This is a genomic window from Streptomyces sp. BE303, from assembly GCF_036290945.1.
Taxonomy (GTDB): Bacteria; Actinomycetota; Actinomycetes; order Streptomycetales; family Streptomycetaceae; genus Kitasatospora.
On sequence record NZ_JAQYWZ010000772.1, the window covers coordinates 1 to 302 of the forward strand.

Consider the following 302-nt stretch of genomic DNA (forward strand, 5'->3'; position numbering starts at 1 on the left):
CAGCGGGTGATCCGGGCGGCGCTGGCCGGCGCGGGCCTGGAGCCGGCCGACGTCGACGCCGTCGAGGCGCACGGCACCTGAACCACGCTGGGAGACCCGATCGAGGAGCACGCGCTGCAGGCCACCTACGGGACGGGCCGTCCGGAGGACAGGCCGCTCAGGCTGGGGTCGGTGAAGTCCAACAACGGGCACACCCAGGCGGCGGCCGGCGTGGCCGGGGTGATCAAGTCGGAGCTGGCGATCCGGCACGGTGTGCTGCCGCGCACCCTGCACGTCGACGCGCCGACCCCGCACCACGACTG

General features: G+C 74.8%; 1 pseudogene. It reads left to right on the forward strand.

The features are described 5' to 3' along the window. A pseudogene (locus PUR56_RS24300) lies at positions 1-302 on the forward strand (polyketide synthase); the annotation flags it as partial.